Origin of the sequence: Streptomyces sp. SP18BB07, from assembly GCF_036322545.1 — a bacterium.
Taxonomy (GTDB): Bacteria; Actinomycetota; Actinomycetes; order Streptomycetales; family Streptomycetaceae; genus Streptomyces; species Streptomyces deccanensis.
Genome location: NZ_JAQYWT010000033.1, coordinates 1 through 391, shown reverse-complemented (window position 1 = coordinate 391; position 391 = coordinate 1). Strand labels below are relative to the sequence as shown.

The following is a 391-nucleotide window of genomic DNA, read 5'->3' as shown; positions in this document are numbered from 1 at the left end:
TGTTTTTTTGGGGGGTTTTTGGTGGGGTGGGTTTGTTGTTGTGGTTTGGTGGGGGTGTGGGTGTCTTGTTGGGTGGGTGGTTGGGGGGGGGGTTTTTTTTTTTTTTTTTTTTGTTGGTTTTTTTTTTTTTTTTTTTGTGTGGGGTGGTGGGGGGGGGGGGTTTGTTGGTGTTGGGGGGGGGGGGGGGGGGGTGGGGGGCGCGGGTCCGCCCCCCCCCCCACCCCCCACACACCACCCGACCAAACACACCAAACAACAACAAAAAAAAAAAAGCAAAAAAAAAAAAAAAAAAACAAAAAAAAAAAAAAAACCCCACCCCCACAAAAAAAAACAAACAAAAAACCCAAACCCACAAAAACACAACACAAACAACGACACCCCCCCACAACAC

The 391-nt window shown here is 48.1% G+C and carries 1 protein-coding gene; it reads left to right on the top strand.

Annotated features, from left to right (window positions below):
- Positions 1 to 76: 76 nt before the first annotated feature.
- Positions 77 to 391 (top strand): hypothetical protein (locus tag PUR53_RS47965; protein WP_329906942.1); only part of this gene is annotated, 315 nt, incomplete at its 3' end.